The sequence below is a fragment of the Limnohabitans planktonicus II-D5 genome (assembly GCF_001270065.2).
Classification (GTDB): domain Bacteria; phylum Pseudomonadota; class Gammaproteobacteria; order Burkholderiales; family Burkholderiaceae_C; genus Limnohabitans_A; species Limnohabitans_A planktonicus.
This window is the reverse complement of sequence record NZ_LFYT02000002.1, coordinates 228,807-252,791: the sequence shown is the minus strand read 5'-3', so window position 1 is coordinate 252,791 and position 23,985 is coordinate 228,807. Positions and strand designations below refer to the sequence as shown.

Annotated in this window: 23 protein-coding genes, 1 tRNA gene and 1 pseudogene; 18 read left to right on the top strand and 7 right to left on the bottom strand. The window is 59.7% G+C overall.

Annotation, left to right across the window (positions count from 1 at the left end; all coding sequences use genetic code 11):
• The first annotated feature begins 7 nt into the window (after window positions 1-7).
• From H663_RS22890 to rng, 9 genes are all read left to right on the top strand, one after another.
• The gene (locus tag H663_RS22890) at window positions 8-733 is read left to right on the top strand and encodes a YebC/PmpR family DNA-binding transcriptional regulator (RefSeq protein ID WP_053175918.1); all 726 of its coding nucleotides are present in this window, start codon (window positions 8-10) and stop codon (window positions 731-733) included.
• A 9-nt stretch (window positions 734-742) separates the two neighbouring features.
• Complete coding sequence (gene purD, locus H663_RS22885) at window positions 743-2,023, top strand: phosphoribosylamine--glycine ligase (protein ID WP_053175921.1); 1,281 nt, start codon at window positions 743-745, stop codon at window positions 2,021-2,023.
• Between the two features lie 17 nt (window positions 2,024-2,040).
• Window positions 2,041-2,694, top strand: a complete 654-nt coding sequence (locus tag H663_RS22880; protein ID WP_053175923.1) for a 1-acyl-sn-glycerol-3-phosphate acyltransferase — start codon at window positions 2,041-2,043, stop codon at window positions 2,692-2,694.
• Window positions 2,691-3,611 (top strand): oxygen-dependent coproporphyrinogen oxidase, encoded by a 921-nt coding sequence (gene hemF, locus H663_RS22875; protein WP_053175925.1) that lies wholly within the window; start codon window positions 2,691-2,693, stop codon window positions 3,609-3,611. The genes H663_RS22880 and hemF overlap by 4 nt, the downstream gene beginning before the upstream one ends.
• Window positions 3,608-4,240: a nicotinate-nucleotide adenylyltransferase gene (gene nadD / locus H663_RS22870; RefSeq protein ID WP_420844030.1), complete on the top strand. Its 633-nt coding sequence runs from the start codon at window positions 3,608-3,610 to the stop codon at window positions 4,238-4,240. Before hemF ends, nadD begins: the two co-directional genes overlap by 4 nt.
• Window positions 4,240-5,040, top strand: a complete 801-nt coding sequence (rsfS, locus tag H663_RS22865; RefSeq protein ID WP_053175927.1) for a ribosome silencing factor — start codon at window positions 4,240-4,242, stop codon at window positions 5,038-5,040. The genes nadD and rsfS overlap by 1 nt, the downstream gene beginning before the upstream one ends.
• Window positions 5,041-5,046: 6 nt before the next feature.
• Window positions 5,047-5,514, top strand: coding sequence for a 23S rRNA (pseudouridine(1915)-N(3))-methyltransferase RlmH (gene rlmH / locus H663_RS22860; RefSeq protein WP_053175929.1), 468 nt, complete (start codon window positions 5,047-5,049; stop codon window positions 5,512-5,514).
• Entirely contained in the window at window positions 5,511-6,113 is a 603-nt protein-coding gene (locus H663_RS22855; protein ID WP_053175931.1) for a Maf family protein, read from the top strand. Before rlmH ends, H663_RS22855 begins: the two co-directional genes overlap by 4 nt.
• Before the next feature lie 118 nt (window positions 6,114-6,231).
• Entirely contained in the window at window positions 6,232-7,704 is a 1,473-nt protein-coding gene (gene rng, locus H663_RS22850; RefSeq protein ID WP_053175934.1) for a ribonuclease G, read from the top strand.
• 73 nt (window positions 7,705-7,777) lie between these two features.
• On the opposite strand, the gene msbA is transcribed toward rng, so the two are convergent.
• Entirely contained in the window at window positions 7,778-9,559 is a 1,782-nt protein-coding gene (msbA, locus tag H663_RS22845; RefSeq protein WP_053175936.1) for a lipid A export permease/ATP-binding protein MsbA, read from the bottom strand.
• A gap of 224 nt (window positions 9,560-9,783) precedes the next feature.
• Between msbA and tolB the strand changes: the two genes are divergently transcribed.
• The 7 genes from tolB to H663_RS22810 all read left to right on the top strand — a co-directional run bounded on the left by tolB (window position 9,784) and on the right by H663_RS22810 (window position 14,775).
• On the top strand, window positions 9,784-11,034 hold the full coding sequence (gene tolB / locus H663_RS22840; protein ID WP_240620332.1) for a Tol-Pal system beta propeller repeat protein TolB: 1,251 nt from the start codon (window positions 9,784-9,786) through the stop codon (window positions 11,032-11,034).
• Between the two features lie 38 nt (window positions 11,035-11,072).
• The gene (pal, locus tag H663_RS22835; RefSeq protein WP_083451317.1) at window positions 11,073-11,600 is read left to right on the top strand and encodes a peptidoglycan-associated lipoprotein Pal; all 528 of its coding nucleotides are present in this window, start codon (window positions 11,073-11,075) and stop codon (window positions 11,598-11,600) included.
• Window positions 11,601-11,605: 5 nt separating this feature from the next.
• Window positions 11,606-12,394 (top strand): tol-pal system protein YbgF, encoded by a 789-nt coding sequence (gene ybgF / locus H663_RS22830; RefSeq protein WP_083451371.1) that lies wholly within the window; start codon window positions 11,606-11,608, stop codon window positions 12,392-12,394.
• Window positions 12,395-12,416: 22 nt separating this feature from the next.
• A complete protein-coding gene (locus H663_RS22825; RefSeq protein ID WP_053175941.1) occupies window positions 12,417-13,526 on the top strand; it encodes a YeeE/YedE family protein in 1,110 nt (369 codons plus the stop codon).
• Window positions 13,523-14,299, top strand: a complete 777-nt coding sequence (locus tag H663_RS22820; RefSeq protein WP_240620322.1) for a tRNA threonylcarbamoyladenosine dehydratase — start codon at window positions 13,523-13,525, stop codon at window positions 14,297-14,299. The genes H663_RS22825 and H663_RS22820 overlap by 4 nt, the downstream gene beginning before the upstream one ends.
• Window positions 14,300-14,349: 50 nt before the next feature.
• Window positions 14,350-14,425, top strand: a tRNA-Lys gene (locus tag H663_RS22815).
• 98 nt (window positions 14,426-14,523) lie between these two features.
• The gene (locus H663_RS22810) at window positions 14,524-14,775 is read left to right on the top strand and encodes a hypothetical protein (RefSeq protein WP_053175944.1); all 252 of its coding nucleotides are present in this window, start codon (window positions 14,524-14,526) and stop codon (window positions 14,773-14,775) included.
• Window positions 14,776-15,370: 595 nt separating this feature from the next.
• Here the strand turns inward: H663_RS22810 and H663_RS22805 are convergent.
• The 4 genes from H663_RS22805 to dapC form a co-directional block, all read right to left on the bottom strand.
• The gene (locus H663_RS22805; RefSeq protein ID WP_053175946.1) at window positions 15,371-17,383 is read right to left on the bottom strand and encodes an ATP-binding cassette domain-containing protein; all 2,013 of its coding nucleotides are present in this window, start codon (window positions 17,381-17,383) and stop codon (window positions 15,371-15,373) included.
• A 215-nt stretch (window positions 17,384-17,598) separates the two neighbouring features.
• Window positions 17,599-18,477 carry a 50S ribosomal protein L3 N(5)-glutamine methyltransferase gene (prmB, locus tag H663_RS22800; RefSeq protein ID WP_053175948.1) on the bottom strand — a complete coding sequence of 293 codons (879 nt, stop codon included), beginning with the start codon at window positions 18,475-18,477 and terminating at the stop codon, window positions 17,599-17,601.
• A complete protein-coding gene (gene dapE, locus H663_RS22795; RefSeq protein ID WP_053175950.1) occupies window positions 18,474-19,643 on the bottom strand; it encodes a succinyl-diaminopimelate desuccinylase in 1,170 nt (389 codons plus the stop codon). The genes prmB and dapE overlap by 4 nt, the downstream gene beginning before the upstream one ends.
• Before the next feature lie 3 nt (window positions 19,644-19,646).
• Window positions 19,647-20,861, bottom strand: a complete 1,215-nt coding sequence (dapC, locus tag H663_RS22790; RefSeq protein ID WP_053175953.1) for a succinyldiaminopimelate transaminase — start codon at window positions 20,859-20,861, stop codon at window positions 19,647-19,649.
• A 309-nt stretch (window positions 20,862-21,170) separates the two neighbouring features.
• On the opposite strand from dapC, the pseudogene H663_RS22785 reads away from it, so the two are divergent.
• Window positions 21,171-21,467: pseudogene (locus H663_RS22785) on the top strand (type II toxin-antitoxin system MqsR family toxin).
• 2 nt (window positions 21,468-21,469) lie between these two features.
• On the top strand, window positions 21,470-21,871 hold the full coding sequence (locus tag H663_RS22780) for a type II toxin-antitoxin system MqsA family antitoxin (RefSeq protein WP_053175954.1): 402 nt from the start codon (window positions 21,470-21,472) through the stop codon (window positions 21,869-21,871).
• Between the two features lie 414 nt (window positions 21,872-22,285).
• On the opposite strand, the gene H663_RS22770 is transcribed toward H663_RS22780, so the two are convergent.
• Together H663_RS22770 and H663_RS22765 are read right to left on the bottom strand one after the other, a co-directional pair.
• A complete protein-coding gene (locus tag H663_RS22770) occupies window positions 22,286-23,110 on the bottom strand; it encodes a carbohydrate ABC transporter permease (RefSeq protein ID WP_053175958.1) in 825 nt (274 codons plus the stop codon).
• Entirely contained in the window at window positions 23,107-23,985 is an 879-nt protein-coding gene (locus H663_RS22765; protein ID WP_053175959.1) for a carbohydrate ABC transporter permease, read from the bottom strand. Before H663_RS22765 ends, H663_RS22770 begins: the two co-directional genes overlap by 4 nt.

The following is a 23,985-nucleotide window of genomic DNA, read 5'->3' as shown; positions in this document are numbered from 1 at the left end:
ATTCCCGATGGCTGGCCACAGTAAATGGGCAAATATTCAGCACCGCAAGGGCAGGCAAGACGAAAAAAGGCAACGTATTTGGACCCGCGTGGTCCGTGAAATCATGGTGGCCGCCCGCACGGGTGGTGGTGATGTCAGCGCCAATCCACGTTTGCGCCTGGCCATCGAGAAGGCCAAAGCGGCCAACATGCCGGCAGACACCATCAAGCGCAATGTGGACAAGGCCACCGGTAACCTTGAAGGCGTGAGCTACGAAGAAATCCGTTACGAAGGCTACGGCATCGGCGGCGCAGCCGTCATTGTCGACACCATGACCGACAACCGGGTGCGTACCGTGGCCGAAATGCGCCACGCCTTCAGCAAGCATGGCGGTAATCTGGGCACCGAGGGCTCAGTGGCGTTTCAGTTCAAAAATTGCGGTCAGCTGATTTTTGCCCCGGGCACCGACGAAGACAAAGTGATGGAAGTGGCTTTGGATGCGGGTGCCGAAGATGTGATCACCGATGAGGAGGGTGCCATTGAGGTGCTGACCGCGCCCGCCGACTTTGAAGCCGTTAAAAATGCCCTGGAAGCCGCTGGCCTGGTGGCTGACATGGCCGAAGTGACCATGCGGGCTGAAAACACCATCGCCCTGACCGGGGAAGATGCTGCAAAAATGCAAAAACTTCTGGACATTCTGGAAGATCTGGACGACGTGCAAAACGTATTCCATAACGCCGACATCGAAGAATAAGGAAATCTGATGAAAGTATTGGTGGTCGGCAATGGGGGCCGTGAACATGCCATGGCCTGGAAATTGGCCCAGTCTCCCCGTGTGCAGCAGGTGTATGTAGCCCCCGGCAACGGTGGCACCGCCCGCGATGCCATGCTGCACAACATCCCCATCACGGACATTGCACAGCTGCGGCAATGGGCACTGGACAACCAGATTGGTTTGACTGTGGTCGGTCCCGAGGCCCCTTTGGCCGCAGGCATCGTGGACGATTTCCGGGCGCACGATTTGCGCATTTTTGGACCCACGCAAAAAGCTGCGCAGCTGGAAAGCTCCAAGGCCTTTTCCAAGGCCTTCATGGCCCGCCACCAGATTCCCACGGCTGAGTTTGACACCTTCACCGATGCGGCCCTGGCCCACGCCTATGTGGAGCGCAAAGGCGCGCCCATCGTGGTCAAGGCCGACGGACTGGCTGCAGGCAAAGGTGTGGTGGTGGCCATGACCTTGGCCGAGGCGCATGAGGCGATTGACTTCATGCTGCTGGACAACACCCTGGGCGTGGCGCACAACGAGGGCGGCGCACGGGTGGTGATTGAAGAGTTTTTGCAAGGCGAAGAGGCCAGCTTCATTGTGATCTGTGATGGCCAGAACGTGGCGGCCATGGCCACCAGCCAGGACCACAAACGCTTGCTGGATGCCGATCAGGGCCCCAACACGGGCGGTATGGGAGCCTATTCGCCCGCACCGGTGGTCACGGCCGAAGTGCACGCCCGCGCCATGCGCGAGGTGATCCTGCCCACCATCCGGGGCATGGAAAAAGACGGCATCCCCTACACCGGCTTTTTGTATGCCGGGCTGATGATTGACGAGCAGGGCCGCCCCAAAACGCTGGAGTTCAACTGCCGCATGGGCGACCCCGAAACCCAGCCGATCCTGATGCGTTTGAAGACCGACTTCCTGGAAGTCATGCTGGCCGCTACCTCATCGGGGCTGGACAAGATCAACATGGAGTGGGACCGCCGTGTGGCTCTGGGTGTGGTGATGGCCGCTGCAGGCTATCCCATGAATCCCCGCAAAGGCGATGTCATCAACGGCCTGCCCAAGGACGCCGACGACGCCATGGTGTTTCATGCAGGCACCACCGCGCAAGACGGTAAAACGGTCACCTCTGGCGGCCGCGTGTTGTGTGTCACAGCCTTGGCCGATTCGGTGCGACAGGCCCAACAAAAAGCCTACGAAACCCTTGAAACCATTGGCTTTGAAGGCATGCAGTACCGCAAGGATATTGGCTATCGTGCCATCAAACACTGAGTCCCAATAGTCCGAACATGAACGAACGACATGCCCCACACCCCGTCAAGTTTCAGGGGTCTCGCTTTGCACGCTGGATTTTGAAAATACTGGGCTGGAAACTGGAGTTCGAGGGCTTTCCCACACTTCAGGGTGTGGCCATCGTCTACCCGCACACCAGCAACTGGGATTTTCCGATTGGCATCCTGGCCAAATGGGGCTTGGGCATTCCGGCCAAATTCTGGGCCAAGGATTCGCTGTTCAAGTTTCCGGTGTTTGGTGCTTGGCTTCGTTGGGTCGGGGGCTTGCCGATTGACCGCAGCTCACCCAAAGGCGTGGTGGGCGACATGGTGGAACTGTTCGAGCAGTACAAAAGGTCGGGGCGCTTGCTGTGGTTGGGCCTGGCCCCTGAAGGCACGCGTAGCCTGACCCCCGGCTGGCGCAGCGGTTTTTACCAAGTGGCGCTGAAGGCCGATGTGCCCCTGGTGCTGGTCAAGTTTGATTGGGGACGGCGCACCTTTTCCCTGATGGATGTCTATCAACTGACCGGCCGGGTGGAAGAGGACTATGCCCACATGGCTCAGGTATTTAAGGGGGTGCAAGGCTTTCATGAACAGCAAATGGGGCCCGTGCAACCTTGGCTTGGCACGGCTTTGCCAGCACCAACAGAATCCAACAAAGGTCATTCATGAACGACATTTTTGATTTGAACGCCGCGCGCCAGTACCTGGTGAACTTGCAGTCCAGCATCACCCAGTCTTTGACAGACATGGACGGCACGTCCTTCTTGGTGGACCACTGGCAAAAAGATCCCGGCGACAAGTTGCAAGGCCAGGGCATCACGCAGATTTTGGAAGGTGGGCCCATTTTTGAGCGTGCTGGATGCGGGTTTTCTCATGTGACCGGGCCACAATTGCCGCCCTCGGCCACACAGCACCGCCCCGAGTTGGCCGGTTGCGCTTTTGAGGCCATGGGCGTGTCCTTGGTGTTTCATCCGCGCAACCCCTATGTGCCCACGGTGCACATGAATGTGCGCACGATCGCGGCCAAGCCCGAAGGCAAGGCCCCTGTGGCCTGGTTTGGTGGCGGGATGGATCTGACCCCTTACTACGGTTTTGACGAAGATGCGGTGCATTTTCATCAGACTTGCAAGGATGCGCTGGCCCCATTTGGCGAAGGTCTGCACCCCCGTTTCAAGACCTGGTGTGATGACTATTTTTCCAACAAGCACCGCCATGAGCAGCGCGGTGTGGGCGGCATTTTCTTTGACGATTTTTCCGAGCTGGGCATGGACCAAAGCTTTGCCATGCTGCAAAGCGTGGGCAACGCCTTGCTGAGCGCCTACATGCCGATCGTGCTGCGCCGCAAAGACATGGCTTATAGCGAGCGCGAGCGCGACTTTCAGCTCTATCGCCGGGGCCGCTATGTCGAGTTCAACCTGGTCTGGGACAGGGGCACACATTTTGGCTTGCAATCGGGTGGGCGCACGGAATCCATCTTGCTGTCCATGCCTCCGGAAGTGCGTTGGTCTTACCAGCGGCAAGACCCGCCAGATTCGCCCGAAGCGCGTTTGCTCAGCCACTTTCTGGTGCCCAAGGATTGGGTTTGACGCAAGCGCCTTGTGTGCAGCGCCTGGGCGTCTTTGGCGGTGCATTTGACCCACCGCATCAGGCCCATGTGGCGCTGGTGAATGCGGCGATGACGCAGTTGCAACTGGACCAAGTCCGGGTTTTGCCCACGGGGCAGGCCTGGCACAAGACCCGCACCTTGAGTGAAGCAGCACATCGCCTGGCCATGACCCGATTGGCCTTTGAAGGGCAAAGCCGGGTCGTGGTAGATGATCGTGAAATCATGCGTTCGGGCCCCAGTTACACCGTGGACACCTTGCATGACTTGCAGGCCGAGTTTCCGCAGGCTCAGCTTTATTTGTTGCTCGGCAATGACCAGCGGCGCTCTTTAGCGGCTTGGCACCAAATCGAGGAAATCGGCCGCATCGCTATAATCTGCGCCGCAAGCCGTGATACAGGCGTCAAGGCCTGGAGCGATTCCGGCTCCACCCCTTCACAGCCCCTTTCTGACGCCATCGAAGCGCGCATTCAGATTTTGAACATGCCGCTGATGCCCCACAGCGCCACGGACATCCGTGTGCTCGTGGCCACAGACCAAGCAATTTCAGGTCTGGTGCCTACCGCTGTTGAACGCTATATTCACGAACACCACCTCTACAGGCCCCATTGATGACCGAAACTGCTGCCAAAAAAGACACCCAAAAACTCCAGCGTGCCATTGTCGACGCGCTGGAAGATGTGAAAGCCCAGGACATTCAGGTGTTTGACACTGAACACCTTTCCCCCTTGTTTGAGCGCGTGATCATTGCCTCTGGCACCTCCAATCGCCAGACCAAGGCCTTGGCTGCGAGTGTGCGCGACAAGGTGCGTGAAGCCGGATTTGGCAAGCCCCGAATGGAAGGCGAAGACAACGGCGAGTGGATCATTGTGGACTGCGGCCAAGCCGTGGCGCACATCATGCAGCCCACCATCCGCACCTATTACAACCTCGAAGAAATATGGGGTGGCACACCGGTGCGCCTGAAGTTCGGTGCGCCCAAGCCTGCAGCCGCTGCCGAGGTCAAAGGCCACATCAAAAACTCTGTGGCCAAAAAATCAAGCGCTAAAGCCAGCGCCAAAACCGGTGCAGCCAAAACCACTCCAGCAAAAACTGCTGCAGCCAAACCAGCAGCCAAGCCCGTCAGCAAGGCCAAGCCCGCCTTGAAAGCCCCGGTCAAATCGGCCAAGCCAGCAGCCAAATCTGCGGCCAAGCCAGCAGCCAAATCTGCGGCCAAGCCCACTGCCAAGTCCGTGGCCAAGCCCACTGCCAAGTCCTTGGCCAAGCCTGCTACCAAAACCAGCAAGCCCACTGTGAAGACGGTAGGCAAACCAACAGCCAAGCCTGCGGCCAAATCGGCGGCCAAATCCGCTGTCAAAAAGGCCCCAGCGCGCAAGGCCGTGCAAGCTGCGACCCGTCGCAAAGCCGATTGATCCTGCATGAAGCTGCTGATCGTGGCGGTCGGCCTGCGCGTGCCCGACTGGGCGCAAACCGCCTGGGACGACTACGCCAAACGTTTCCCGCCTGAGCTCAAGGTCGAGCTCAAGGCCGTGAAAACCGAGCCCCGGGGCTCCAAAACCCTGCCCACCTTGTACGCCGCCGAGCGCCAGCGCATAGAAGCGGCCATTCCTCGCGGCACCCGCATCGTGGTGCTCGATGAGCGTGGCACCCACCTGACCACCCAGGCCCTGGCCACACGGCTGACCAGTTGGCAGCTCAGTGGTGACGATGTGGCCTTGGTCATTGGCGGCCCCGACGGGCTGGAGCCCGAGTTTCGGCAAGCGGCCCACGAGCGCATTCGCTTGTCGGACATGACATTGCCCCACGCCATGGCCCGGGTGCTCTTGATTGAGCAGCTCTACAGGGCCTGGTCGATCAACGCCAACCATCCCTACCACCGCGAATGAGAGACTTCATTTATCTGGCATCCCAAAGCCCACGGCGCAGCCAATTGCTGGACCAAATCGGCGTGGCTCACCAACTGCTTTTGGCGGGCCCTGAAGAAGACGCAGAGTCTTTGGAGTCGGTGCGCGGTGCAGAAGCGCCTGGGCGTTATGTGGCGCGTGTCACGGGCCTCAAGCTGGATGCGGCTGTGGAACGTTTGAAACGCCAAGGCCTGCCCGCAGCGCCGGTGTTGTGCGCCGATACCACCGTGTGCTTGGGCCGTGACATTTTGGGCAAACCGGCTGACGAAGCCGATGCGGTGCGCATCCTCAAGCGGCTGGCGGGCCAATCTCACCGGGTATTGACCGCTGTCGCGGTACAAAAAGGCAAGCAGAGGGTGGACGCGGTTTCCGAATCGTGGGTACGTTTTGCGCCCATGACCGCTGCGCAGATCAAGGCCTATGTGGCCACGGGCGAGCCCCTGGGCAAGGCCGGGGCCTATGGGGTGCAGGGCAGAGCAGCTGCCCACATTGAGCAGATTCGGGGCAGTTATTCAGGCATCATGGGCTTGCCGCTGTTTGAGACCGCTGCCTTGCTGCGCTCGTTGGGTGTGCGCTGTTGAGCCTGTCATGACCGTTTGCCGTGTCATCTTGCCGGTATCAATCCGAGGTGGTCAAGCACGGCTGTGCGCTGTTTCGCGGATGTCCTTGGTTTCAACTCTTTCCTTCTGATTACCCACCATGCAACAAGATATTTTGGTCAATTGGTCGCCCCAGGAAACACGGGTGGCGGTGGTGGAGTTTGGCGCGGTGCAAGAGTTGCACGTTGAGCGCACGCTCGAGCGCGGTTTGGTGGGCAATGTCTACTTGGGCAAGGTGGCCCGCGTCTTGCCTGGCATGCAATCGGCCTTCATTGACATTGGTCTGGACAAAGCGGCTTTTTTGCATGTGGCCGATGTGTGGCAAAAGCACGCCGAAGGCGAGGCCGCCGCGGCCCGCACAGGTCAGCCGATGGTGCCGATCGAAAAGCAGGTGTTTGAGGGCCGCGCCATCATGGTGCAGGTCATCAAGGACCCGATGGGCACCAAGGGGGCCCGCCTGTCGACGCAAATCAGCATCGCGGGCCGCCATTTGGTCTTTTTGCCGCAAGACGATCACATTGGTGTGTCGCAAAAAATCCCCTCCGAGCAGCGCGATGCTTTGCGCAAACGCGTGCAGGCCTTGGCCGGGCCGGCAGGTGGCGGCTTTATTTTGCGCACCAATGCAGAGGACTCCAGCGACGAAGAGCTGCAAGACGACATCACCTATTTGCGCAAGACCTGGGCACGCATCAAAGAGGCTTCGATGCGCTTGCCGCCGCCTTCCTTGCTGCACCAGGACTTGACGCTGTTGCAGCGCGTCTTGCGAGATCTGGTGGGGGAGGCCACACAAAGCATACGCATTGACTCTCAAGAGCAATTTGGCAAGTTGGTCGAGTTTGGCCGTGAGTTCATGCCCAAAGCCGCCGAGCGTTTGCAACACTACAAGGGCGAGCGACCGATTTTTGACCTGTATGCCATTGACGAGGAAATCGCCAAGGCGCTGGGGCGTCGGGTGGACTTGAAGTCTGGTGGCTACCTCATTATCGACCAGACCGAAGCGCTGACCACGGTGGACGTGAATACGGGGGGGTATGTGGGGGCGCGCAATTTTGAGGACACGATTTTCAAAACCAATCTGGAAGCGTCACAGGCCATAGCACGGCAATTGCGGCTGCGAAATCTGGGGGGCATCATCATTGCCGACTTCATTGACATGTCCCGTGCTGAACACAAGGATGAGGTGCTGGCCGAGTTTCGCAAGCAACTGGCGCGCGACCGCGTCAAGACAATGGCGGGGGGCTTTTCCTCATTGGGTCTGCTGGAGATGACGCGCAAGCGCACCCGCGAGTCCCTGGCCCACATCCTGTGCGAGCCGTGCCCGAGCTGCCAGGGCAAGGGGATTGTCAAAACCCCGCGTTCGGTGGCTTATGACATCCTGCGCGAAATCTTGCGTGAGGCTCGGCAGTTCAATCCGCGAGAGTTCCGGGTCGTGGCAGCGCCAGCGGTGATTGATTTGTTGCTCGACGAAGAAAGCCAGCACCTGGCCGGTTTGTCGGACTTCATAGCCAAACCGATATCGCTGCAAGTCGAGGCCTCCATGGGGCCTGAGCAGTACGACATCGTGTTGATGTGATGTGACTCGGTTCTTGCTGGGTGCCCAGGCGAAATGAGACTGCTTGCGGTGCTCTTTGAGAGGCTGCTTGCATTTATGCAGGCTTGTTGTCTTCGCCCGTGATCCACTCACCCCGGTTGTGCAGCCTGGCGTAGGCACCGCCTGCGGCCAGCAGCGCAGCCGGTGCGCCTTGCTCCACGATGCGGCCCTTGTCCATGACCACCACCCTGTCTGCGTGCTCGATGGTGGACAGTCGGTGCGCCACGATCAGGGTGGTGCGGCCCTTCATGAGTTGCTGCAAGGCTTCTTGCACCAGGCGCTCGGAGGCATTGTCCAAGGCCGACGTGGCCTCGTCCAAAATCAAAATCGGCGCGTCTTTGTACAGGGCTCGGGCAATCGCCAGGCGTTGGCGCTGACCGCCAGACAACTCGCCCGCGTTGTGGCCGAGCAGGGTGTCCATGCCCTGGGGCAGTTGTGCCACATGCCCCGATAAATTGGCCGCTTCCAGGCATGACTGGATGCGCGCACGATCCGGGGCTTGGCCCAGGCAGACGTTGGCGGCCAAGGTGTCGTTGAGCATGACCACATCCTGGCTGACCATCGCCATTTGTCGGCGCAAACTGGCCAGTTGCCAGTCTTGAAGTGGCACGCCATCGAGCAACACCTGGCCGGCACTGGCTTGAACAAAACGGGGCAACAGTTGCACCAGGGTGGTTTTGCCTGCCCCAGAGGTGCCCACCAGCGCCACGGTTTCGCCCGGTTGCACCAACAGATCGACACCGCTTAATGCCGGAGCGCTGTCGGGGCTGAACTGCACATGCACGCCTTTCCACTCGATCGCGCCTTGGGCCTTGTCCACCTGGTGTTGGCCCTGTGTTTCGGCAGGTGCATCGCTGAGCAAAGCCAGGCAGCGCTCCAGCGCGGCCAGTCCACGGGTGAGCGGGTTGGCCACATCGGCCAGACGTTTGATGGGGGCCACCATCATGAGCATGGCGCTGATGAAGGCGACAAAGCCGCCCACGGTGGCACCAGAAGCCCCGCTTTTGCTTTGCATCAGGGCGATCACCAGAACCACCGACAGGGCGATCGCGGCGAGGATCTGGGTCAAAGGTGCTATGGCCGCAGATGAGGCGGTCGATTTCAGGGCCAGCCTTCTGAGCTGGTAGCCAAGGCTTGCGAATCGGTTCATTTGCTGGGTTTGTGCGCCATGTAAGCGCACCATGCGGTGCGCCAGCACGTTTTCTTCCACCACATAGGCCAAGTCATCGGTCGCTTGCTGGCCTGCCTTGGTCAGCCTGTAAAGCCGTTTGGACAGCACTTTCATGGTCCAACTCAAGGCTGGAGCCACGGTGAACACCACCAGGGTCAGTTTCCAGTTGATCCACATGAGAAAGCCGACAAAGGCCAGCAACGTGAAGCTGTCCCTGGCCAGGCCAATGAGGGCAGATATCAGCTGGTTGGTGCCGTTTTGCACTTCGTAGACCACAGTGTTGGACAGGGCACTGGCCGATTGGCGACCAAACAAGCTGATGTCGGCGCGCAACAACTGGGCAAACATGTCTTTGCGCAGGTTTTCCATGCCATCGTTGGTGATGCGTGCCAGGGCATATTGCCCGACAAAGTGTGCGATGCCTCTGAGGGTGAACAAACCGATCACGGCGATCGGGATGGACCACCAGGGCAGGCTGTTTTCAGTGAAGCCTTTGTCCAGCAAGGGCTGAAACAGCGCAGGAATCAGGGGCTCTGTCAGCGCCCCGACCAGCGTGGCCATGGTGGCCACCGTCCAGATGCCACGTTGCTTGGCAAAGTAGGGGGCCAGGCGGACCAGTCGGCTGCGGATGGTCTGGGGGGGGCGTTCGGGGGTATTTGGCGTCATGGGCGCTTTGATTGTAAGCAGGGCATTCCAGGCCACTGAGCGTCTTGGGCCTGCGCTGGCGCAACAGCAGCCCTTTTTTGACCGTAACAAGGCGTGTGCATCCTGCCAATGGGTCATCTTGACGGTGTACGATCGGGCCTTCGAATTTTGTCCACAACCCTGCTGCCCCTATGAAGCTTTTTTCGCTGCACATGAGCCCGTCTGGCGGCTTGTTCAAATGGTTAATGGCCTTGTGTCTGGCCGGCGGCATGACTGTGTCAGCTCAGGCCGAGTTTCGCGTCGAAGTCACGGGCGTAGGCATGACGCAGTTGCCGGTGGTGATCGCGCCATTCAAAGGTGAAGCGACAGCGCCACAGAAATTTGCCAGCATTGTTCAAAATGATCTGGAGCGCAGTGGTCAGTTCAAAGGCTTGGCGTTTGGCAGCGTCCAGCTCGATGAAATGAGTCGACCCGATTGGTCTGCCTTGCGGCAGTTGTCAGCTGAGGCTTTGTTGGCTGGCTCCATCACCCGTTTGGCCGATGGCCGCTATGATGTGCGTGCGCGCTTGTGGGATACGGTCAAGGGTCAGGAAAAAGCCGATTACAAAGACACGGTGGTGGCCGCCGATTTGCGTTTGTCGGCACACCGTGTGGCCGACTGGGCTTATCAGCAGTTGACCGGCTTGCCGGGTGTTTTTGCCACCCGCATCACCTATGTCACCAAGACCTCAGGCAGATACACCCTGTGGATTGCCGATTCCGATGGTGAAGGGGCCAAGTCGGCCTTGATGAGTCCGGAGCCCATCATTTCGCCCGTCTGGTCACCCAGCGGCACACAGCTGGCTTATGTGTCGTTTGAGTCGCGCAAACCCGTGGTGTATGTGCACGAGCTGGCCACGGGTCAACGCCGCGCCGTGGCCAACTTCAAGGGCTCCAACAGTGCCCCCACTTGGGCGCCCGATGGCAAGTCTTTGGTGGCCACACTGAGCCGCGATGGCGGATCGCAACTGTTTCGCATCGATCTGGCCGGGGGCGAGCCGCGCCGCTTGACGCAGGCGGGCAGCATCAACACCGAGCCCGTTTTCTCGCCCGATGGCACTGCCTTGTATTTCGTCAGCGACCGAGGTGGTAGCCCCCAGATTTATCGCATGCCTGCGCAAGGCGGCCCGGCTGAAAGGGTGACTTTTTCGGGCAGCTACAACATTTCGCCTGCCGTCAGCATGGATGGCCGCTGGCTGGCCTTCATCTCGCGCATCGGTGGGCAATTTCGCCTGCATCTGATGGACGTCAATTCAGGTCAAGTCACGGCGCTGTCCGACACATCGGCCGATGAACGCCCGAGCTTTGCACCCAACAGCCGCTTGGTGATGTACGCCACGGTGCAGCAAGGTCGCGAGGCCCTGATGACCACCACCTTGGACGGGCGCATCCGTGCTCGCCTGGCGGGGCAGGGCGGTGACATTCGGGAGCCCCATTGGGGTCCGATGTGGAAATGAGTTTGAGACATTTGTTTTTTTAATCAATGAGGTGGAACATGAAGAAAATTTGGGCGGGTATGTTGTTGGCAGCCTTGTTGGCCGGTTGTGCATCGGGGGTGAAGTTGGATGAGGTGCCCGTCGAAGACAAATCTGCCCGCGCTTCTTCGGGGGTGACCGCAAAAGGCGTGGACATGAGTTCGCAAACAGGGGTGTCCAATGTCAATGCCGACAAAGTCGGTTCCGGCATCGGGCCTGCGGGTGTTGCGCATGTGGTCTATTTCGATTACGACAGCTTTGTTGTGCGTGCAGACGCTCGCCCAGTGATTGAAAACCACGCGCGATTCCTGCAAGCCAACAAGCAACGCAAGGCCAATTTGGAAGGTCATACCGACGAGCGCGGTGGCCGCGAGTACAACCTGGCGCTGGGACAAAAACGGGCCGAGGCTGTGCGTCAGGCACTGACCTTGCTTGGCGTCTCGGACAGCCAATTGGAGGCAGTGAGCTACGGCAAGGAAAAGCTGGCTGCCCAAGGTGCCACAGAGCTGGATTACGCGAAAAACCGTCGCGTTGAAATCAGGTATTGATGGCCATGAACACGCTTTTGATTGCCGCGCGCTCCTTCAGTCGCACACCTTGCCGCCCAGGCCTGCGTTGGGTGGTGGCTTTGTCTTTGGCCGGTGTGCTGGGCACCGCTCAGGCGGGTCTGTTTGAAGACGATGACGCGCGCCGCGCCATTTTGGAGTTGCGCCAACGTCTGGAGCAAACCAGCAAAGCCTTGAGCGAAGAAAACGCCCAATTGCGCCGTTCACTGCTGGACTTTCAGGCGCAAATAGACGCCCTGAAAGCCGAAATTTCACAAGGCCGAGGTGCCCAAGAGCGTTTGGCGCGTGATGTCAGCGATGTTCAGTTGCGGCAAAAAGACATCCAATCGGGTCTGGACGAGCGCTTGCGCCGCTTTGAACCCCTGAAGGTCTCAGTCGACGGCAGGGAATTCATGGCCGATCCCGCCGAAAAGCGTGAATTCGAGGCGGGCATGGAGATCTTCCGCAAGGGAGATTTCGGTGCAGCGCAAACTTCATTGAATCAGTTTGTTCTGCGTTACAGCCAAAGCGGTTATTTGCCCTCGGCCCTTTTCTGGCTGGGCAATGCGCAATACGCCACCAAGGCCTACAAAGAGTCTTTGGGCAATTTCCAGCGCATGCTCAATGAGGCCCCGGCTCACCCGCGTGCGCCTGAAGCCCTTTTGGCCATCTCGAACGTGCAATTGGAACTCAAGGACGTCAAGGCTGCCCGCAAATCACTCGAAGATTTGATCAAGGCTTACCCGAACTCGGAAACTTCGGCCACAGCCCGTGACCGTTTGGCGCGCCTGCGCTGATGGAGCGTTTGCTTTGATCACCATGGCAGCCTTGCAGGCCCAAAGCCTTGAGGTCACAGCCGTGACCTTGCTGCTGGGTTTGATGATGGGGGGGGTGCTGCACCGCAGCCATTTTTGTACCATGGGTGCCCTGAGCGACTGGGTCATCATGGGCGATACGACCCGATTGCGCCAATGGGTGCTGGCCATTTCCCTGGCTGTGCTGGGTGTGGGTGCCCTGTCTGGTTGGGGCGCGATCAGTCCTTTGAACACCGTCTACGCCGCTGACCGATTGCCATGGCTGTCATACGGTCTGGGCGGCACGATGTTTGGTGTCGGCATGGTTCTGGCGTCAGGCTGTGCCAGCAAAGCGCTGGTGCGACTGGGGGCAGGCAACCTGAAATCTCTTGTGGTCTTGATGGTCATGGGCATCAGTGCCTTGGCGACCATGCGCGGCTTGCCTGCGGTGTGGCGAGTGCAATACCTGGACCCTGTGGCCTTGGCCTTGCCACACGGGGCCTTCGTCGGGCAGACGTTGGCATGGTGGACGGGCTGGGCTTTGCCACTGTCATGGGCGGTGGCAGCAGGTCTCATCGGCCTGTCATTGGGCTTGTGGGTACTCAAGGAATCTGCATTCAGACAGTCATCCAACCTCTGGGCTGGTTTAGGGGTGGGCGCTTTGGTGGTCGCCATGTGGTGGGTCAGCGGTGTGCTGGGTTTTGTGCCCGAACATCCGCAAACCCTGGAACCCGTCTTTTTAGGCACTGCCAGTGGCCGCATGGAGAGCATGAGTTTCACCGCGCCCGTGGCCATGTGGGGGGACGCTTTCATGTACTTCAGTGATGGCAGCAAACGTCTGACCACCGGCATGGTGCTGGCCCTGGGCGTTATGCTGGGGACATTTGTCAGCGCCCAACTCGACGGCAGTTTTCGCTGGGAGGGCTTTTCACAAACTGGCGATTTGGCCCTGCACCTGCTGGGCGGCACCTTGATGGGCGTGGGCGGCGTGTTGGCCCTGGGATGCACCATCGGCCAGGGGCTGTCTGGCCTGTCGACCCTGAGCTGGGGCAGCTTTGTGGCTGTGGCCGGTATTGTGATGGGGGCCTGGCTGGCCTTGAAATGGCAGCTGTATCGTGCGGAGCGGCTGGCATGACCGAACGTGTCGAATCCGATGAAGCCCGCCGTTTTGGGGGATTGACCCGTTTGTATGGTGTGCTGGGTGCACAGCGCATACGTCAGGCCCATGTGGTCGTGGTGGGCATCGGCGGGGTGGGTTCCTGGGCCGCCGAGGCACTGGCTCGCAGTGGCGTGGCACGTTTGACGCTCATCGACATGGATCACATCGCCGAGTCCAACATCAACCGTCAAATTCATGCCCTGACCCACACCACCGGGCAGGCCAAGGTTCAGGCCATGCGTGAGCGCATTGCCGCGATCCACCCGCAGTGTCTGGTGGATGCAGTGGACGATTTTGTCTCCCCCGACAACTGGCCTGGTCTGTTGCCCAGCGTGCCCGATGCCGTGATCGATGCGTGCGATCAGGTCAAGGCCAAAGTTTGCATGGCGCAGTGGGCCCTTGAGAACCGCATCGGATTTGTCGCCGTGGGCGCAGCAGGCGGCAAGCGCTTGGCGCACAAAGTGGATGTCGATGATTTGGCCAACATCACGCATGACCCCTTGCTGGCGCAAGTTCGCTACCGTTTGCGCAAACACCATGGTGCTGCCCGCGATGGCAAACGCATGGGCATTCGTGGCGTGTTCAGCCGTGAATCGGTGGCCCCGCCTGATGCGTCTTGCGCCATCGAAGGCGATGGTTCACTCAACTGTCACGGTTACGGATCGGTGGTCAGTGTGACCGCCACATTTGGCATGTGCGCAGCCTCTGAAATTTTGAACTTTTTGGCAACTTCACTCGGGAAGCCCTGAAAAAGACGCTATAATTTGAGTCTTGCTGCAGTGCACCGCAATGCAGCAAAGGGACCATAGCTCAGTTGGTAGAGCAGCGGACTTTTAATCCGTTTGTCGTGGGTTCGACCCCCGCTGGTCCCACCAAATTTAAAAGCACTTTGTATTTCGGTACAAAGTGCTTTTTTCATGGTTTCTTCACGGATGGGCGCATTCCACGCAAACCCATCGGAAAGCGTCACGACATGTCTGCCGAATCGAACATCCAAAATGAATTGAAAAAAATGGTGCTGTGCGAACCTTGCACCGGCATACAGCGCAATTGGCGACGTGCTCCAGGTCATGCAGAACTGGTTCAAGGCAGCAACCGCAAAGAGTCCCGTGAAACGGGCCAGGTGACCATCACCCGTTACCGCTGCGACCGCTGCGGTACATCCTGGGAATACGAAAACAATAAAGCCGACCAACACGCGGGCTGGTCCGTGGTAGGTGGGTAAATGCGCAATGTCGGACTCTGCGAGTACCGACCTACGGAGACTGCATTTCTTGTAGGTCGGCGGTCGAAGACCCCGACATCTGTGTAATGACCGGTAGCGCTCGTGCTGGGCGTTGCGGTGAGACAGACTATGTCGGATTCTGCGAGTGCCGACCTACGGGGGCTGCATTTCTTGTAGGTCGGCGGTCGAAGACCCCGACATCTGTGTGATGACCGGTAGCGCTCGTGCTGGGCGTTGCGGTGAGACAGACAATGTCGGACTCTGCGAGTGCCGACCTACGGGGACAGCATTTCTTTTAGGTCGGCGATCGAAGACCCCGACATCTTTGTGATGACCGATAGCGCTCGTGCTGGGCGTTGCGGTGAGACAGGCAACGTCGGACTCTGCGAGTACCGACCTACGGGGACAACATATCTTGTAGGTCGGCGGTCGAAGACCCCGACATCTGTGTGATGACCGGTAGCGCTCGTGCTGGGCGTTGCGGTGAGACAGACAATGTCGGACTCTGCGAGTGCCGACCTACGGGGTCAGCATTTCTTGTAGGTCGGTGGTCGAAGACCCCGACATCTGTCTGATGACCGGCAGCGCCTGAGATTCAGGCCGTTTCTTCCAGCAGCTGCGTCAATTCCAGCCAGCGCTCTTCCAGGGTGGTGAACTCATCGCTGAGCGCTTTGAGTTTTCGTCCAGCATCCGCAATGTCAGCAGGGGACAGCGGTGTGCTCAAGAGCTGCTCCAAGGCGCTCTTTTCAGCCTCGATGCTGGCCATGCGCTGTTCGTTTTGCTCCAGCTCTTTTTTCAGTGGCCGTGTTTGCGCGGCCAGTTGTTGACGCCGCTGGGCGTCTTGCTTGCGTTGTTCGGCGCTGCTCAGGGCGGGTGTGACAGGGCTGCTGGCAGCGGTCACGGGTGCAGGCTTGGGCACTTCGGCGACCACGACTGCTTGCGTGGGTGCTGCCACTGACACGGCATTTTTCGCCGAGTTTTTGGCTTCTTCGCGCAAACGCTTGGACTCGTCTAGCAGGTACTTCTGGTAATCGTCCAAGTCGCCATCAAACGGCTCGACCTTGCCCCGGCCCACCATCCAGAACTCGTCGCACACGGCGCGCAGCAAGGCGCGGTCGTGGCTGACCAGCATGACGGTGCCTTCAAACTCGTTGAGCGCCATCGACAGCGCCTCGCGCGTGGCCAAGTCCAGGTGGTTGGTGGGCTCGTCCAGCAGCAGCAAATTGGGCCGCTGCCACACGATCATGGCCAGCACCAGGCGTGCTTTTTCGCCGCCACTCATGGTGCCCACGGTCTGCTTGACCATGTCGCCTGAGAAGTTGAAGGTGCCCAGGTAATTGCGCAAATCCTGCTCGCGGCTGGGTTCGCCACTGCCCGGGCCCAGCTCTTTGGCCAGACGAATCATGTGTTCCAGCGGGTTGTCCTGCGGGTGCAGCACATCGAGTTCTTGCTGCGCAAAGTAGCCAATGTTCAGGCCCTTGCCTTCGGTCAGCGTGCCCGCCAACAGCGGCATGGTGCGGGCGATGGTTTTGACCAAAGTCGATTTGCCCTGGCCGTTGGCCCCCAGAATGCCGATGCGCTGCCCGGCCAGCACCGATTTGCTCACGCCTTGCAAAATGGCTTTGGGCTCATCGTCCACCACGTAGCCAAAACTCGCATCGCTGATCGCCAGCATCGGGTTGGGCAGGTTGTTTGGTTCCTTGAAGCCAAAGGTGAACTCGGCCTCGGCCAGCAACGGAGCCACTTTTTCCATGCGCTCGAGCGCTTTGACACGGCTTTGCGCCTGCTTGGCCTTGCTGGCCTGGGCCTTGAAACGGTTGATGAATTTTTGCAAGTGGGCGATCTTGTCTTGCTGCTTGGCAAACGAGGCCTGTTGCAGCTCCATCTGTTGGGCCCGCAAGATTTCAAACGCGCTGTAGTTGCCGCCGTAGCGGGTCAGTTTGGCGTGGTCAATGTGCAGCGTGACATCGGTCACCGCGTCCAGAAACTCCCGGTCGTGGCTGATCACGATCATGGTGCCCGCATAGCGCTGCAACCAGGCCTCCAGCCAGACCAAGGCATCCAAATCCAAGTGGTTGGTGGGCTCGTCCAGCAGCAGGATGTCGGACGGGCACATCAGCGCCCGGGCCAGCTGCAAGCGCATGCGCCAGCCGCCCGAAAAACTGTTGACCGGGTTGTTGAGTTCATCCACCCGAAAGCCCAAGCCCAAAATCAGGGCTTCGGCGCGGGGCAGGGCGTCGTGATCGCCCGCGTCGGCCAGGTCGGTGTAGACGTGGGCCATTTCCATGCCGTCGCCACTGGCTTCGGCGGCCACCAGGCGTTGGCGCAACTCGGCCAGGCGGGTGTCGCCTTCCAGCACAAAGTCGCTGGCGGGCTGGTCTGTCTCAGGCATGTTCTGTGCCACCTGCGCCATGCGCCAGGCTTTGGGCATGTCAAAGTCGCCACCGTCTTCGTGCAGCGTGCCGTTGAACAAGGCAAACAAGGTGGACTTGCCCGCACCATTGCGTCCAACCAAACCGACCTTTTCTCCGGGGTTGAGGGTGACCGAAGTCTGGTCCAGCAGCACTTTGGTGCCGCGGCGAAGGGTGACGTTTTTGAGGTTGATCATGAAAAAGCAGTGACCGGACAGGTTCCGGGATAAGGGGCGTGGTCAGCTTGAGGCTGACGCTGCAAGGGGCACAACCCGCTATTTTCGCCGATGTGGGCTTGGGTCAACGGGCACGAGGCTTCCAAGGACCCGATTGGGCGCGCCGCAAGTCAGCCGCCAGCGCCGTGTTGTGGCCGCACAGGCGAGGCCACCCGGTTGGCTGCGTCAAGACTTTTTCAGTGGCGCAACAGGGCTTCCCGGGTGATCAACAGCACTTGGTCGTCGCCCGCACTGGTATCCAGCCAAGCCACTTCGAGTTCGGGAAAGGCCGCGATGAAGTGCTCCACCTCATTGCCGATTTCCAGCACCAGCACCGCGTGCTCACTCATCCGGGCTGGCGCGTCCTTGAACAATTGCCGCACAAAGTCCATGCCGTCTGTGCCGCCCGCCAAAGCCAGTTCCGGCTCGGCACGGTACTCGGCGGGCAGCGCGTCCATGCTGGCCTGGCACACATAAGGCGGGTTGCACAAGATCAAATCAAAAGGGCCGGGCAGGGCAGACAGGCCATCGCTGTGCACCAGCGTCACGCGCTCTTGCAGATCGTGGCGTTCCACATTGATGGCGGCCACGGCCAGCGCGTCGTCAGAAATATCGGCCCCGGTGACCTGCACCTCGGGCCAGGCCAGCGCCGCCAACACGGCCAGGCTGCCGTTGCCGGTGCACAGGTCTAGCACCTGTTTGGTCTGATCGCTCAGCCAGGCGTCGATGGTGCCGTCGGCCAGCACCTCGGCGATCAGGCTGCGCGGCACGATGGCCCGCTCGTCGATGTAAAACGACACCCCTTGCAGCCAGGCTTCTTGCGTCAGGTATGCGGCGGGTTTGCGGGTGGTGATGCGTTCTTCGATCAGCGCAGCGCAGGCGGCTTGCTGCTCGGGCGTCACGTCTTGGTGGCTTACCTCGTCAAGATCGGTGTCGAGCGGCAAACCCAGACGCCAGAGCACCAACCAGACGGCTTCGTCAAAAGCGTTCTGAGTGCCGTGGCCAAAAGCCACGCCGGCTTGCGTGAGCCGCTTGGCCGATGCCGCGATCAGCCCCGAAAGGGTCAGGGCGCTCATGCGGACAGGCCCGCGTTGAGTTGTTCCAGTGTGCGGCGATAGATGCCCTTGAGCGGCGCGATGTCACTCAGCGCCACATGCTCGTTGACCTTGTGGATGGTCGCATTCGGTGGGCCGAACTCAATCACCTGGGGGCAGATCTTGGCGATGAAGCGCCCGTCACTGGTGCCGCCGGTGGTAGACAGTTCGGTGGTCAGGCCCGTTTCGTCGGTAATCGCTTGTTGCACGGCGGCCACCAAGGTGCCGGGTGTGGTCAAAAATGGCAGGCCGCCGATGGTCCAGGTCAGCTCGTACTTCAAGCCATGTTGATCGAGCACGGCGGCCAGGCGCTTCTGCAGGCTTTCGGGCGTGGATTCGGTGCAAAAGCGGAAGTTGAAGTCCACCACGCAGTCGCCCGGGATCACGTTGCTCGCGCCCGTGCCCGCGTGGATGTTGCTCACTTGCCAGCTGGTGGGGGGGAAGAAGGCATTGCCTTCGTCCCAGCGGATGGCCACCAGATCGGCCAACGCAGGCGCGAGGCGGTGGATCGGGTTGTCGGCCAGGTGCGGGTAGGCAATGTGGCCCTGCACGCCTTTGACGGTGAGCTTGCCGCTCATGGTGCCGCGCCGGCCGTTCTTGATCATGTCGCCGGTCTGTTGCACCGAAGTGGGCTCGCCCACGATGCAAAACTGTGGTGCGTCGCCACGGGCCTGCAGCTTTTCACACACGACCACGGTGCCGTCAAGGGCAGGGCCTTCTTCGTCGCTGGTCAGCAAAAAGGCGATGCCTAAAACCGGGTTGGGGTTGGCTGCCAGAAACTCTTGCACCGCCACCACCATGGCCGCCAGCGATGTTTTCATGTCGCTCGCGCCGCGCCCAAACAGCTTGCCGTCCTTGTGGGTGGGGGTGAAGGGGTCGCTGTCCCATTGTGTGAGTGGCCCGGTGGGGACCACGTCGGTGTGGCCTGCAAAGGCCAAGGTTTGGCCCGAGGTGCCTGCGCGTTTGGCCCAGAGGTTGCGCACGCGGAAGGTGTCTGGACCGGAGTCCATGAACTCGCAGACAAAGCCCAGCGGTTTCAGGGCGTCGGCGATCACATCCATGCAGCCGGCATCTTCGGGGGTGACAGAGGGGCGAGCGATCAGTTGTTCGGCCAGGCGAAGGGTGTCGTGACAGGTGGTGGCGTTCATGGCTCAGACCTTGTTCGGGTGTGCGCGCACAAAACGCGCAATGCGCTCGGCCGCTTCGAGGCACTCGGCGGTTTCGGCCACCAGGGCCATGCGGATGCGGCCACGGCCCGGGTTGCTGCCGTTGAAATCCCGCGCCAAGTAACTGCCGGGCAGCACGGTGACGTGTTCTGCTTGATAAAGCGCTTGGGCAAACGCGGCGTCGTCGCCTTGCCAGCCTTCGGGCACGCCCGCCCAGAGGTAAAAGCTCGCGTCGGGCAGTTTCACATCCAGCACTTCGGCCAGCACGGGGGTGACCTGGGCAAACTTGGTGCGGTACTGGTTGCGGTTATCCACCACATGGGCTTCGTCGCCCCAGGCGGCGATGCTGGCCGCTTGTACCACGGGGCTCATGGCGCTGCCGTGGTAGGTGCGGTAAAGCAAAAACTGCTTGATGATGGCCGCATCACCGGCCACAAAGCCGCTGCGCAGGCCGGGCACATTGCTGCGTTTGGACAGGCTGGTGAAGGCAATCAGATGCTTGAAGTCGGTACGGCCCAGCTGGTGGGCGGCTTCCAGACCCCCCAAAGGCGCTTCTTCGCGGAAGTAAATCTCGCTGTAGCACTCGTCCGACGCAATCACGAAACCGTGTTGGTCGGACAGGGCGAACAGCTTTTGCCATTCCGACAGGGGCATGACAGCACCCGTGGGGTTGCCAGGTGAGCAAACGAACAAAAGCTGCGTGCGGGCCCAGACCTCGGCAGGCACGCTGTCCCAGTCGTTGGCAAAGTTACGCGCCGGGTCGCTGGGCACGTAGTAGGGCTCTGCGCCAGAGAGCAAGGCCGCGCCTTCGTAGATTTGATAAAAAGGGTTGGGGCTGACCACCGTGGCCCCGGGTCGGGTCGGGTCGATCACGGTTTGCGTCAGGGCAAACAGGGCTTCGCGCGAACCGTTCACGGGCAACACCTGCGTGGCCGGGTCCAGCGCCAGCTGGTAGCGGGTTTGCAGCCAGGCCGCGCAGGCCTTGCGCAGCGCAGGCTCGCCCGCTGTGGCCGGGTAGGCCGACAAGCCGTTGGCGACTGATGCCTTGAGCGCTTCCTGAATGAAGGCAGGCGTGGCGTGCTTGGGCTCGCCAATGCCTAAGCTGATGTGGCGAAGAGCAGGGTTGGGCGTGACGCTGGCGAACAGCTGCTTGAGCCGTTCAAAAGGGTAGGGTTGCAGCTTGGCGAGGAGGGGATTCATCCCTTGATTATCCGGGATCAACTGTCTTGCGCAGGCCTGCGTCATTGAAACATCTGGATCGCTCGCGTCTTTCGATGCTGGGGCGTCGACGTTGATGTGGCTTGAGGCCTTTGGGGTTAGTGAATCCTGTGAAAAAGCCGTTCTTTCTCTTGGATGCCGATACATCAACACCTGAGGTGCTTGCACCTACCTGATTCGCAAACAAGAGACAGGGGCATGGGCAAAATTAAAGTAAAAGATGACTGAAATGCCGAACATTCAAGCATGGTTCTACTTGTCAAAAAAAACCAACTAGGTTAGAGTTTGAACATGGAGAAACCAACACCGCATTGCAAGCTGATTGTGGTCAAAGCTCTCATTGAAGCTGGCAAAGTACGAGTAACCCATTCGGCCAGGCTTGGGGCCACTGCATTGGGGTTGGAACTGCGCGAAATGCTGGCCGTGGTCATCGCGCTCACGCCATCAGATTTTTACAAGAGCATGACCGCTCATGCGGATCACACGATATGGTAGGACGTGTACCGCCCCAGCACTCAGGTGGGCGATGTGTACCTTAAGCTCACAGTCATTGATGACGTGCTGATCGTTTCTTTCAAGGAGCTATGACCATGAAATGCCCTGTTTGCGGCGCTGCGGAACTGATCCATGACACCCGCGACCTGCCCTACACCTACAAGGGTGAAAACACCATCATCCCCGCAGTGACAGCTGATTTTTGCCCTGCCTGCGATGAGTCAATCACCGACATGCAGGAAACCGATCGTGTCATGCGCGAGATGCAGACTTTCAACAAGCAGGTCAACGCGGCGATTGTTGACCCCGGATTCATCGTCAAGGTGCGCAAGAAGCTAGACCTTGGGCAGCGTGAAGCCGCCGAAATCTTTGGCGGGGGTATCAATGCCTTCTCGCGCTACGAGAACGGGAAAACCAAACCACCCCTGGCCTTGGTCAAGCTGTTCAAACTGCTTGATCGTCATCCCGATTTGCTGAACGAGGTCAGATCCGCCTGACTTCGTTGGCCTGCGGTTCTGTTTTGACAGCTTGGATGCCGGAAATGAGCTTGGCAGGCAGTCAGGTCAAACCTTGGCAAACCGTAACGGGTTTCCATAACCCAGCACTGTTAAGTCTGCAGGGTGACTTCAACCTTGCACCTTGTGGGAGCTAGCCCTGCTGGCGATCAGACGCTTATGGACCACATGCTTTTCGCTTGCAGGGCAAGCTCCCACAAAAATGGACCACATGCTCTGCAGTTTGCGTGGTTGTGAAAGTTGCAGCCTGCGCGAGATTTGAAGGCTGGCAGTTTGCGAGGCATCGCGCACGGGGTGCGGCTGCCACCCCAAATGGCCTCACCGCCCTTTAATCAAGCCTTCAAAAGGCCTGATCAAGGGTCTCAGGCCAGTGGCTATTCAATACGCCCGCAATGGTCAGCCCTTGACCGCCCCTGCCGTGAGCCCGGTGATGATTTGCCGCGCTGCGATGAACGTGAAAATCAGCGGAGGGATGGCGATCAGGCTGGTCATGGCCATGACTTTGCCCCAGTCCACGCCCAGGTCGGTGATGAACAGGCTGGCCGCGACGGGCAGGGTGCGTGTTTGCCGATCGGTCAGCACCAGCGCCAGGATGAATTCGTTCCAGGCGATGCGGAAAGTGAAGATGGATGCCGCCGCCAAACCCGGCCCCATGAGTGGCAAGAGCACTTTGGTGAAGATCTGGAATGGGCCACAGCCGTCGATGGCAGCGGCTTCTTCCAGTTCAATTGGCACCTGCAGCACAAAGCCGTAGAGCAACCAAATGGTGAAGGGCAGGTTGACAGCCACATACAACAGCACCAGCCCCCAGAGGCTGTTGACCAGTTGCCATTCATTCCAGATCAGGAATACGGGAATGGCCAGTACAGCCAGCGGCACCGTGCGCAGCAAAAGCGTGGTGTAGGCCACCGCCTGACGGCCCGGAAATCGGAACCTGGCCAGACCATAGGCGGCCATGCAGCCAAGCACGAGGGTGATCACGGTGGACACGATGCCGACAAACAGGCTGTTGCCCAGGTAGCGGTCGAGCTTGTCTTCTTCGATCACGGCCCGGTAGTTTTCCAGCGTGGGCATGAAGATGAAGTTCAGCGGCTCGGCAAAGATGTCCACTTGCTGGCGCAAGCTGGTGGCAAAAATCACCCATATGGGTGCCAGGCACAACAAAGCCAGAAAAATCAGAACGGTGTAGTGGGAGGTGGTCATCCACCATGAGCGCTTCATTGGGGCTCTCCTTTCATGGGGTTGGAAAGACGCAAAGCGCCCAGACTGAGTACCGTGACCACCAGCAACAGCAAGATGCTGATGGCAGCGGCCACACCCAGTTGCTGGCCCACAAAGGCGGTTTTGTAAATGTGCAGGGCCAGGATTTCGGTGCTGTCACCCGGGCCGCCAAAGGTCAGCACATAGATCACCTCCAAAACCCTGAAGGCATCAATGAGGCGCATCATCAAGGTGATGGCAATGACATGCATGACCATGGGCAGCTTGACCCACAGGGTTTGCTGCCACCAGCTGGCACCGTCGATGCGGGCGGCTTCTATGACGGAATGGTCCACCCCGGCCAAGGCCGCGATCATCATGATGAAGACAAAGGGCGTCCACTGCCAGATGTCAGCGATGACGATGGCCATGAAGGCCAATTGGGGGTCGGCCAGCCAGGTTTGCGCGCTCAGGCCCAGCAGTTTGAGCACGGCATTGGCCAGGCCAAATTGGGCGTCAAAAATGTAGCGCCAGGTCAAGCCCACGGCGATGGGGGCGATCATCATGGGCAAGATGAACAGGGTTCTGAAAAATGACATGCCCTTGACGGGTTTTTCCAGAGCCAGGGCCAGCGCAATGCCCAGCAGCATTTCTGCCGTGACGCAGACGGCCGCAAACAGCAAGGTGGTCAGCAAGCTGTTCCAGACCCTCGGGTTAGCGAAGGCCTGGATCACGTTGTCCCAGCCCACCCACTGGGCAGATGCCCAGGGTGTGCCCATGGACCAGTCATAACCGGCCAGCTGGAAAGCGCTCAGCACAGGGTAGAGGCAGGCCGCTGCCATGACGAGCACAGCGGGGCCAATGTAGAGGGCTGCAATCCAGCGGGAGGTTTTCAT

Bases quoted from the DNA above. Each gene is read 5' to 3' on its own strand.
- H663_RS22890 (WP_053175918.1), top strand. From the start codon at position 8: ATGGCTGGCCACAGTAAATGGGCAAATATTCAGCACCGCAAGGGCAGG.
- purD (WP_053175921.1), top strand. From the start codon at position 743: ATGAAAGTATTGGTGGTCGGCAATGGGGGCCGTGAACATGCCATGGCC.
- H663_RS22880 (WP_053175923.1), top strand. From the start codon at position 2,041: ATGAACGAACGACATGCCCCACACCCCGTCAAGTTTCAGGGGTCTCGC.
- hemF (WP_053175925.1), top strand. From the start codon at position 2,691: ATGAACGACATTTTTGATTTGAACGCCGCGCGCCAGTACCTGGTGAAC.
- rsfS (WP_053175927.1), top strand. From the start codon at position 4,240: ATGACCGAAACTGCTGCCAAAAAAGACACCCAAAAACTCCAGCGTGCC.
- rlmH (WP_053175929.1), top strand. From the start codon at position 5,047: ATGAAGCTGCTGATCGTGGCGGTCGGCCTGCGCGTGCCCGACTGGGCG.
- H663_RS22855 (WP_053175931.1), top strand. From the start codon at position 5,511: ATGAGAGACTTCATTTATCTGGCATCCCAAAGCCCACGGCGCAGCCAA.
- rng (WP_053175934.1), top strand. From the start codon at position 6,232: ATGCAACAAGATATTTTGGTCAATTGGTCGCCCCAGGAAACACGGGTG.
- msbA (WP_053175936.1), bottom strand. From the start codon at position 9,559: ATGACGCCAAATACCCCCGAACGCCCCCCCCAGACCATCCGCAGCCGA.
- tolB (WP_240620332.1), top strand. From the start codon at position 9,784: ATGGCCTTGTGTCTGGCCGGCGGCATGACTGTGTCAGCTCAGGCCGAG.
- pal (WP_083451317.1), top strand. From the start codon at position 11,073: ATGAAGAAAATTTGGGCGGGTATGTTGTTGGCAGCCTTGTTGGCCGGT.
- ybgF (WP_083451371.1), top strand. From the start codon at position 11,606: ATGAACACGCTTTTGATTGCCGCGCGCTCCTTCAGTCGCACACCTTGC.
- H663_RS22825 (WP_053175941.1), top strand. From the start codon at position 12,417: ATGGCAGCCTTGCAGGCCCAAAGCCTTGAGGTCACAGCCGTGACCTTG.
- H663_RS22820 (WP_240620322.1), top strand. From the start codon at position 13,523: ATGACCGAACGTGTCGAATCCGATGAAGCCCGCCGTTTTGGGGGATTG.
- H663_RS22810 (WP_053175944.1), top strand. From the start codon at position 14,524: ATGTCTGCCGAATCGAACATCCAAAATGAATTGAAAAAAATGGTGCTG.
- H663_RS22805 (WP_053175946.1), bottom strand. From the start codon at position 17,383: ATGATCAACCTCAAAAACGTCACCCTTCGCCGCGGCACCAAAGTGCTG.
- prmB (WP_053175948.1), bottom strand. From the start codon at position 18,477: ATGAGCGCCCTGACCCTTTCGGGGCTGATCGCGGCATCGGCCAAGCGG.
- dapE (WP_053175950.1), bottom strand. From the start codon at position 19,643: ATGAACGCCACCACCTGTCACGACACCCTTCGCCTGGCCGAACAACTG.
- dapC (WP_053175953.1), bottom strand. From the start codon at position 20,861: ATGAATCCCCTCCTCGCCAAGCTGCAACCCTACCCTTTTGAACGGCTC.
- H663_RS22780 (WP_053175954.1), top strand. From the start codon at position 21,470: ATGAAATGCCCTGTTTGCGGCGCTGCGGAACTGATCCATGACACCCGC.
- H663_RS22770 (WP_053175958.1), bottom strand. From the start codon at position 23,110: ATGAAGCGCTCATGGTGGATGACCACCTCCCACTACACCGTTCTGATT.
- H663_RS22765 (WP_053175959.1), bottom strand. From the start codon at position 23,985: ATGAAAACCTCCCGCTGGATTGCAGCCCTCTACATTGGCCCCGCTGTG.